Consider the following 7,912-nt stretch of genomic DNA (forward strand, 5'->3'; position numbering starts at 1 on the left):
TTAGCAGTTGTGGTTAATAGTTTGATTCGCAGCTCTTTTAGGGAAAGTAGTGATGACAGAACAAGAACTCAATCAATTTAAGCAATCGGATATGCGATTGTGGGGGTTTGTTGCGGTTACTGCTTTGACGACCATGTTGGTCTTTTCTTCCGCCGGCCTTTTGTTGCCCAAGGGCTGGAACAATATACTCAAAGAAACCCCTAATAATCTTGGTACATTGGCGCAGGTGCAATCTGAACTGCGCGCGATGCGTATGGAATTTGCTGCGATCAAACGCGAGTCAAACGTTGCAGACAGTCGCCTCAACCTAGGCGAGGAAAGCAACAGTTTTGTTTCAAAGCGCGTGCGGGCCCTTGAAGCAAGCATCCCAATCCTTCTTGAGGCACTACCACCAGGCGCACAGGTGGATAAGAACCTGATCACAGCATCCATCAACCAGGCCAATGGCGAGGAGATTATTCGCCTTGACGATGATTTGAAGGTGTCGCGCTCCTATCTTTTTGAAAACCTGCCCCTAGCGGAACGTGCGCCGCCAGAAATGCAGCAAGATCTACCTGAAATTGTGGCCAGCATTGATGGCAATGCGGTTCCAACTGAAGTCATGCAAGATGCGGAAGATGGCGCGGAAAACCAAACTCTCGATGCTGTGGACCCACAAACCACTGCCAGTATCGATGCAATGGCAGCCTTGCCTGAGACAGACCTTACCTATGGCGTGATTTTGGGACCGAAGATCGATAAGAACAAAGCCCAACTCAATTGGCTCAATATCAAATCAAACGTGGGCACGCTGTTACTCGGACTGGAGCCAAAAATGATTCCTGTGGTCAACGAGTCGGAAAAAATTCAACTCGTGGTCGGTCCATTGGACGCCGAAACAGATGCAACGCAATTGTGCCGCGAAATAATTCGACAGGGCTATGTGTGTGAAGCAGGCGGATTTGATGGAATTCCGCTGGAAGATTTGGGCTGATTTACAAAAAAATCCGAAAGTTGAAATATTGTGGTTGACACAAGCGCGAATAAAACTATTGTCCGCGCTGTTCGCTGATGAACACCGCTCTTGTGCCCGTAGCTCAGCTGGTAGAGCATCCGACTTTTAATCGGACGGTCGAAGGTTCGAATCCTTCCGGGCACACCATTACCTTCAAAGACTTACCGCACTTTCTTCATTCAAATCGCCTTGCGCAATTTGAATCGATTTAGCGCGTCTTGATGATGTAAATCCTCAGAACTTTTCTTTTGCGCCAATCATTTGTGAATCTGAAACAGGTCTGCTTATATGCATGCCAACGGTGTTTCTGACATTGATTTGGAGCTTTTGTTTATGCCTGCAACCACATCCCCTCTGCAGCTTTTCTGCTTTCCGCAGGCTGGCGCTGATGCGGCTATTTTTAAGAGCTGGGAGCGCTTTTTGCAGGACAATGTGCAGGTAACCCCGGTTACCCTTCCAGGGCGTGGTGTGCGGCTTGATGAGACACCACCAAATGATTTTCAACAGCTCTGCGATGATCTGTTCGAAGAATTGCGTGGGGGCACCATGAAGCACTTTGCGTTTTTGGGTTCCAGCATGGGCGGGTGGATTTCCTATGAACTGGCGTGGCGCTTTGAGCAGATTGGACAGGCACCCGAATTTATCGTTGCGCTGACTTCACCCTCGCCGGACCAGCCACGGGATCTGCCAACGCTGGAGGATGAATCGCGGATTACAGATGATCTGTTGGCGTTCAACTCACACTTTAAGGAACTTATGCAATATCCTGAATTATTGGAATTGTTACTTCCAGCAATTGTCAGTGATTTTCGGATGTGCGCAGCTTATAAGCCAGTGACTGGCCGGAAAATCTCTTCCGACATTTTGGCAATTGCCGGGAATCAAGACACCGTGACGCACCCAGAGACTATGCAACCTTGGGCCCAGTTTACAAGTGGTCAGTTTATGCTTCAGCACATCGAGGGCCAACACCATATGCATGAAGCGCCGAGCCAAGAATTGCAAAATATCGTCAATGATTATGTGACACGAAAAATTCATGCCCCTGTATGACCAACTTGAGGCGTGCCGATCACAGATCCAGAATGCGCTGGAGGCCGACCAAGCTGCTGTTTTTTATGCGCCGCTTGACGCATTAAATGAGTTCTCTCCGCTCATAACGCCTGATGAAGCCGCGCGATTTGATCGGGTTTGGGTGCCCGCACAACGCAAAGCGCATATTTGGGGCCGGACCTTGGTCCGATATTTCTTAAAACTGCCAACCGATGATTTTGACCTGACTGAGAATGGTAAGCCGATCAGCAATGTCGCCCAGTTCAACATCTCACACACGCAGCATGTGGTTGCGGTTGCATTTCATCAAGAACACCCCGTGGGCGTGGATATTGAAACAATATCCCGTAAAAAAGAGGCCGACAGCCTGATCGATATGGTGTGCCACGCTAACGAAAAAGCCTGGATCGGGCGACTTGAACCGGCAGAGCAAGGGCCTGGATTTATGCGCATGTGGGTGCGCAAAGAAGCGCTGTTGAAGGTGACGGCGATGGGGTTAATTGACGAGCTTAATTCCATAGACGTACGGCTAAATACGCATAATCCCACCATCGAGTTTTCCGGATCATTTCGCTTGTTGGATTTTGATGATCATAACGCAGAAATAATTGGCTGCTTGGCCACAAATTCGGCGGTAAAAAGCTGGGTTCTGACTTGCCTCAACAGCAAGGAATTGCTAGGTTTATCGTAGATTTTGCGGCTAGATTTGAGACGCGCAAAATCATCTGATTTTTAAAAAGCATACTGCATCAACTGAGGCCCTAGATAATGAATAATATTCCCCATTGGGCCCTCTCCCTTTCACACATTTTGAGCACCAACTCATCAGGCGAGAATGCTCCGCCGCTTGCGTCTGCGGGGGTCGAAAAGGATGATTTTGATGCGGTGATCAGGTGGGTTTGCGATGGACTGTTGCCCGTGGCGAAAAATGTCACGCAATTGAGGGCCGAAGATTTATCGCCTATTCGGCGCGTCGAGGAATTGGGGCAGCGATGGCAAGCGGACGGTACATATGATGGCCAACAGTGGGCTGCTGCTTTGCGGGACATGTTTGTGCAGCAAACGGGTCAATCCTTCGCATATGACGCGACTTATGATGCGGCCCATGAAAGTGCCATGGAATTTGCGGGCAAAAATCAGGACATGATCAATGAGCATTTCGGCAGTGCGGAGAATTATGCGGAGTATTATGCCGAAACAGACACCAATGCGATGCTGGCCTTTTTCAACCGCACAATAAGCGCGGCCATGGGCGAAGGCATTGCAAAAAGCTTTGAGACACAAAGCGTCGACGAATTTTTGAATAGTTGTCCTGACGCATTTTTGCGCGGCTTGATGCGCAGCTATCAGAATGCCCTAGGCCCTAAAAGCCAGGCGGAATTGGCAACAGAATTGCGGGATAAACTGCAGCAGGCCATCACCTAAAATAAACAAAAATAAGAATTGTCATCTGGGAGAGAGAAATGGACCATACCAATTTAGAAGCGATCAAAAAGATCGCCACGGCCAAAAAGACTGATTTTAAGACCATCAATGTGAAGCGCTTCAATCCGGTTATTGGTGGCGAAGTGAGTGGCATAGATATGTCGCAACCGATCAGCAAAGAGCAGGTTGCTGAATTGCGGCAGGCGCTGAACGAATATCATGTGCTGGTTTTCCGTGATCAGAAAATAGATACGGAACAGCAAAAAGAGTTTGCCCGCAATTTTGGCACGCTGCGGAAAATGGCGCTTGAAGATATTGATGGCGATGATCCCGAGATTGTGTTGATCCAAGCCTCAGACGCTTCGCAATTTGTGGCCGGCGAAGTATGGCACACAGATGGCACGGCCTCTGAACAACCAGCATGGGCACAAATGCTGCACATTCACCAAATTCCGGAAATTGGCTGCGGCGGTGATACTGTTTTTGCCAATATGCATTTGGCCTATGAAATGCTTTCGCCCGGCATGAAAGAAATGCTGGAAGGTATGACGGCCATACATGATGCGGCGCTACCATGGGCCGGGTATGAGGCGCCACCCAATTTGCCAAAAATTGAGCACCCCATTGTGGTGAAACATCCGGAAACTGGGGCAAAAATGCTCTATATCAATCCCGGTTTCACGACGCGCATTTTGCAACTCACTGAATTTGAGAGCCGCGCCATTTTAGAAATGTTGTTCCGGCAGATTGAACATGAGGTGCTGTTGAGCTGTCGCGTTCAGTGGGAAGCCGGAACGGTGGTGTTCTGGGATAATCGTTGCACGCAGCACCGGGCAATTTGGGATTATTACCCCTATTCCCGTTTCGGCGAGCGGGTAACGCTTGTAGGTGAAAAGCCTTACGAGAAAATTTAGAGGCCAGCCGCGTCTAACATCTTTTTGCCCAGGGCGATGTTCCCATGAATTGGGTCATTGTCCTGGCAATATTCAGCGAGAAGATTCGCTTCCCTGTCCGATGTGTCGTTGCGCACATCAATGACTGAACAGCCGATTTTTGTGAGCTCGCTAAAAGCACGGTTTTGCAGCGCGCGGAACAACTCAGCCCACGCACTATCTGGTACACGCTGCGGCGGCAGTGCGAAAAAGACAGTTTTGCCCTGTTCAACCAAGTGCTGATGGAAGGCCAACATGGGTGCTTGCATACGTTGAAAGATGGATTGGCACATGGGGCCGGCGATAAAGTCCTGAGTAAAGCCTAGATTTTCATCGCGGAAGTTTGCCCAAACTGCGCGGGCGGCAGGAAAGTGAAAGCCTGAACCAATGGTGGAGATGATGGGGATGTCGAGTTCTTCGATGTTGCTTACGTCCCACAGCTCGCACAATTCGCCATAGACCCGGATTGTATCTTCCACAACGAAGCTGAGCCTGCCTTGCTCGACCTCAAAAAAATCCGAATAAAACTCTTTACCGGACGCGATGGGGCCACCGCCAAATTCGATGCCGCGTTCCCGCGCGGCACGGCCAATGGTGCCCGCATGCGAGTCACCGATCAGTGCAAATTTATGCTTTGCCATAATATTCTAAAATCTCATCTTCACAGACAATATCGCCCATCGGAACTGGGCTGGATTGTCTCTCTTGCCCCAAGCCTTCGAAGAAATGCTTCATCACATAATCCACGCCGCTCGGGGAAACTGTCCGCTTGTTTTCATTGAAATATGACTGGTCCAGCATGGCCGGCGACACCAAATCGTAGGATGGGAAATAGTCCACATGCACATTGGCATCAGCAAATTCACCAGCAACGGCACGCAGCACCGATTTCGTATAGGTGCTGGCAGTTAGAGCATGATGACCGGTTACTGTTGCCGTGATCGGCACAGGCGAAACGGTGAGCAGCATTTTGATATTTGGATTGTGGTTTCGCATGGCGTTGAACGCGCTCGCCAACGCTTTCTTGCCCGACTCGAATCCGAAGTTGATGCACTGATGCTCATCGGGATTGAAGGTGCCCTGCACTGTGCCTGGGCAAGCAGGATATATTGATTTTGACTTTGTGTTGACCCAAGCCTCGGTAAGGCCTGGTGTAAACAGAAAGATATCTGCTTGCTCAATTGCTGTTTTGACTGCATCAGCAGTGACGTTGCGCGAAGCCAGCACCTCTTCGACGCTGTCAAAACCATTGGGTCGAACGGAAGGGCGGAAGGGGTCAAAAAATCGCCCGTCTGTTTCCCACACTTCTTGGTCCATGCTGGATCTGTCTAGTGCCCAGCGCACCCATTGGGCCAGCAAGGCAGGCGTGTAGATATTGCCTGTGCGAAAGGTGAAGAGCCCGTAATTATGTGCTGTGTGCAACGATCGCGGCAGTGTTTTAGGCGGGTTTTCCGTAACCAACCAATTCATGCCGCGGCTGCGCAGCGCGCGCCCAATGTTTTGCGCAAAGCATGAGCCAGCAGTGGCAACGGCGTGTTGCTTTTCAATTTTGAACTTGGGAAGCCAGACTTGGGTTAGTTCGCCCTGCTTGGGCTCGGCAACGCCGAGCTTCCAAAAAGCGCGATCATCCAGTTTTTCATACGGATTCAATCTCCCCCTCCTCCGCAATTGGTGGTTTTTCCTTCAAGGCGACATAGCCGATCCATGCCAACGGCAGGCACAAGGCCGCAGCGGCATAAAACAAAACCGGGCCGCCCAGTGTGATGATCAATTGCGCCGCCAATAAGGGTGCAATAGCACCCCCGAGATTGGACAACATGTAAATGCCAAAAAACGAATTTCGCTGCCCCTTTGGCGCAACACGATCCACAATGGTGAGAAACATGGGCAAAGCAATGATTTCACCAAGGGTCGAAACCCCAATTGCCAGAATCCAAAGCCAGACAAATTGCTGCTGATTGATGGCAATCATCAAAAGCGACAGGCCCAAACAGGCAATCGCAATCAAAAAGGCCAAACGCTCACCTATTTCCATAATCTGCTTCATAAACAGGCCGTGGATGACCAGCACGACGACTGTGTTGGTGACGGTGAGCATGGCGATAATCGCCGCTAGGTCGGGCACACCCAGATCGATCATGTGCAAGGTCAACGGCTCATCTGTTTGCGCATAGATAAACACCAACAGTAAGTTGGAGATGAACAAGGCGACAAATAGACGATGTTTGAATGCTTCTTTTAAGACTGAAAGGCTTGAGCCACGTCCCGTGGCTGTTGGCGTATCCTCAATTTCCGGCAATTTGAACTGAATGGCATAGCCCAAAAGCACATAGCTTGCGGCAGCGATGAGAAATATTGAGTTATTTCCGTTTTGAATAAACCACAGTCCGATAAATGGGCCGACAGCACCTGCGATGTTCACAATGTAATATCGCACATGGAAGAGCGCTGGGCGCTGTTCTTCATTTTCCGCCAATTCGCCCAGAGACGAACGCAAAAGCGGCTCTAGCACGCCTCCAGCGGCCGAGAATAACGTGATTGCAACAAAGTAGGCCTGCAAATTGGGCAGGAACGCCAAAATCAGAAAGCAAATGATGGTCAGCAGGTTTGCGCCATGCATCAAGTTCTTTTTCCGCATCCCGTCGGCAATGAACCCTGCAATCGGCGAAGCCGCCAGGCCGATAAATGCACCCAGAGTAAACAGAAAGCCGATTTGGAAAACGGTTGCGCCAAGGCGTTCACTCAAAATTACAGCTAAGAATGGGAAGACCATAAAGCTGGTCAGTCGGGTTAAAGTGATGGCGACAATGAAGAATTGCGCGTGTGGCGGCAGGCTGCGCAAAGTTGCGACAAAGCCCCCTGCTTTCTTTTCATTAGCCACGCTCTTCTCCCCCCAAACGCCCGTTAGGGTCGTTCTTATTGTTATTGGGCGCTGCCAGCTTTTTCGGCTGCGTAGTGATACGTTCTTTTACGCCACAAGTTTGACAGCGTAACGTCATATGGATCGGATATCCATTGCAAGAGATGCATAGGGTATGCAGATTCAGCATTGGATTGATGCACAAATCGGAATTAGCTTATTCGAGTTGCCGAACCATAAAATGGCGGCGACCAAAAACAATAATATCAGGTGCCATATGTTCGACAAAAACATATGTCTTGGTTGCCAATTATGCTCTGGGAGGGACTAGCATTATGGGCGATAATAATAATTTAAGTCGAAACTTAAAGATGCCGATGATCACTTTAGTGTCCATGCACTTCGGCGCAACCAAGCTGGTGCGTTTATAGCTTTTTCGCACTGCACCTTATTCGATCGGATCTCGCATCGCATCTCCCTCGCTTTAGCTTTTTTGACTAAAGCTTTGCGCATACGATGTGGGGTTCGATCATTTTATCCATGGGCATCAGCAACAAGCGCTTAGACAGCGATGGCCCTATCGCCATCTTGATTGCCCAATATGCCAAGCGATTGGCGCTTTATCTATAGCATTTGAGATGATTGAAG

Annotated in this window: 8 protein-coding genes and 1 tRNA gene; 6 read left to right on the top strand and 3 right to left on the bottom strand. The window is 49.6% G+C overall.

The window, feature by feature from the left end; genetic code table 11:
- Positions 1–52: 52 nt before the first annotated feature.
- The 6 genes from G549_RS0112790 to G549_RS0112815 all read left to right on the top strand — a co-directional run bounded on the left by G549_RS0112790 (position 53) and on the right by G549_RS0112815 (position 4,386).
- Positions 53–973: a hypothetical protein gene (locus tag G549_RS0112790; protein ID WP_027835357.1), complete on the top strand. Its 921-nt coding sequence runs from the start codon at positions 53–55 to the stop codon at positions 971–973.
- Between the two features lie 92 nt (positions 974–1,065).
- Positions 1,066–1,141, top strand: a tRNA-Lys gene (locus G549_RS0112795).
- 186 nt (positions 1,142–1,327) lie between these two features.
- Positions 1,328–2,047, top strand: coding sequence for a thioesterase II family protein (locus G549_RS21470; protein ID WP_169449651.1), 720 nt, complete (start codon positions 1,328–1,330; stop codon positions 2,045–2,047).
- Positions 2,034–2,738: a 4'-phosphopantetheinyl transferase family protein gene (locus tag G549_RS0112805; protein WP_027835359.1), complete on the top strand. Its 705-nt coding sequence runs from the start codon at positions 2,034–2,036 to the stop codon at positions 2,736–2,738. The genes G549_RS21470 and G549_RS0112805 overlap by 14 nt, the downstream gene beginning before the upstream one ends.
- 77 nt (positions 2,739–2,815) lie before the next feature.
- On the top strand, positions 2,816–3,472 hold the full coding sequence (locus G549_RS0112810) for a hypothetical protein (RefSeq protein WP_027835360.1): 657 nt from the start codon (positions 2,816–2,818) through the stop codon (positions 3,470–3,472).
- 38 nt (positions 3,473–3,510) lie between these two features.
- Positions 3,511–4,386, top strand: a complete 876-nt coding sequence (locus tag G549_RS0112815) for a TauD/TfdA dioxygenase family protein (protein WP_027835361.1) — start codon at positions 3,511–3,513, stop codon at positions 4,384–4,386.
- Here the strand turns inward: G549_RS0112815 and G549_RS0112820 are convergent.
- Genes G549_RS0112820 through G549_RS20255 form a run of 3 tightly spaced genes read right to left on the bottom strand, consistent with a single transcriptional unit; the run spans position 4,383 to position 7,285 of the window.
- On the bottom strand, positions 4,383–5,045 hold the full coding sequence (locus tag G549_RS0112820) for a hypothetical protein (RefSeq protein ID WP_027835362.1): 663 nt from the start codon (positions 5,043–5,045) through the stop codon (positions 4,383–4,385). The genes G549_RS0112815 and G549_RS0112820 overlap by 4 nt on opposite strands.
- The gene (locus tag G549_RS0112825; RefSeq protein ID WP_027835363.1) at positions 5,032–6,054 is read right to left on the bottom strand and encodes a GSCFA domain-containing protein; all 1,023 of its coding nucleotides are present in this window, start codon (positions 6,052–6,054) and stop codon (positions 5,032–5,034) included. Before G549_RS0112825 ends, G549_RS0112820 begins: the two co-directional genes overlap by 14 nt.
- The gene (locus tag G549_RS20255) at positions 6,041–7,285 is read right to left on the bottom strand and encodes an MFS transporter (protein ID WP_051213781.1); all 1,245 of its coding nucleotides are present in this window, start codon (positions 7,283–7,285) and stop codon (positions 6,041–6,043) included. The genes G549_RS0112825 and G549_RS20255 overlap by 14 nt, the downstream gene beginning before the upstream one ends.
- Positions 7,286–7,912: the final 627 nt, after the last annotated feature.

Origin of the sequence: Maritalea myrionectae DSM 19524 (genome assembly GCF_000423365.1) — a bacterium.
GTDB lineage: Bacteria > Pseudomonadota > Alphaproteobacteria > Rhizobiales > Devosiaceae > Maritalea > Maritalea myrionectae.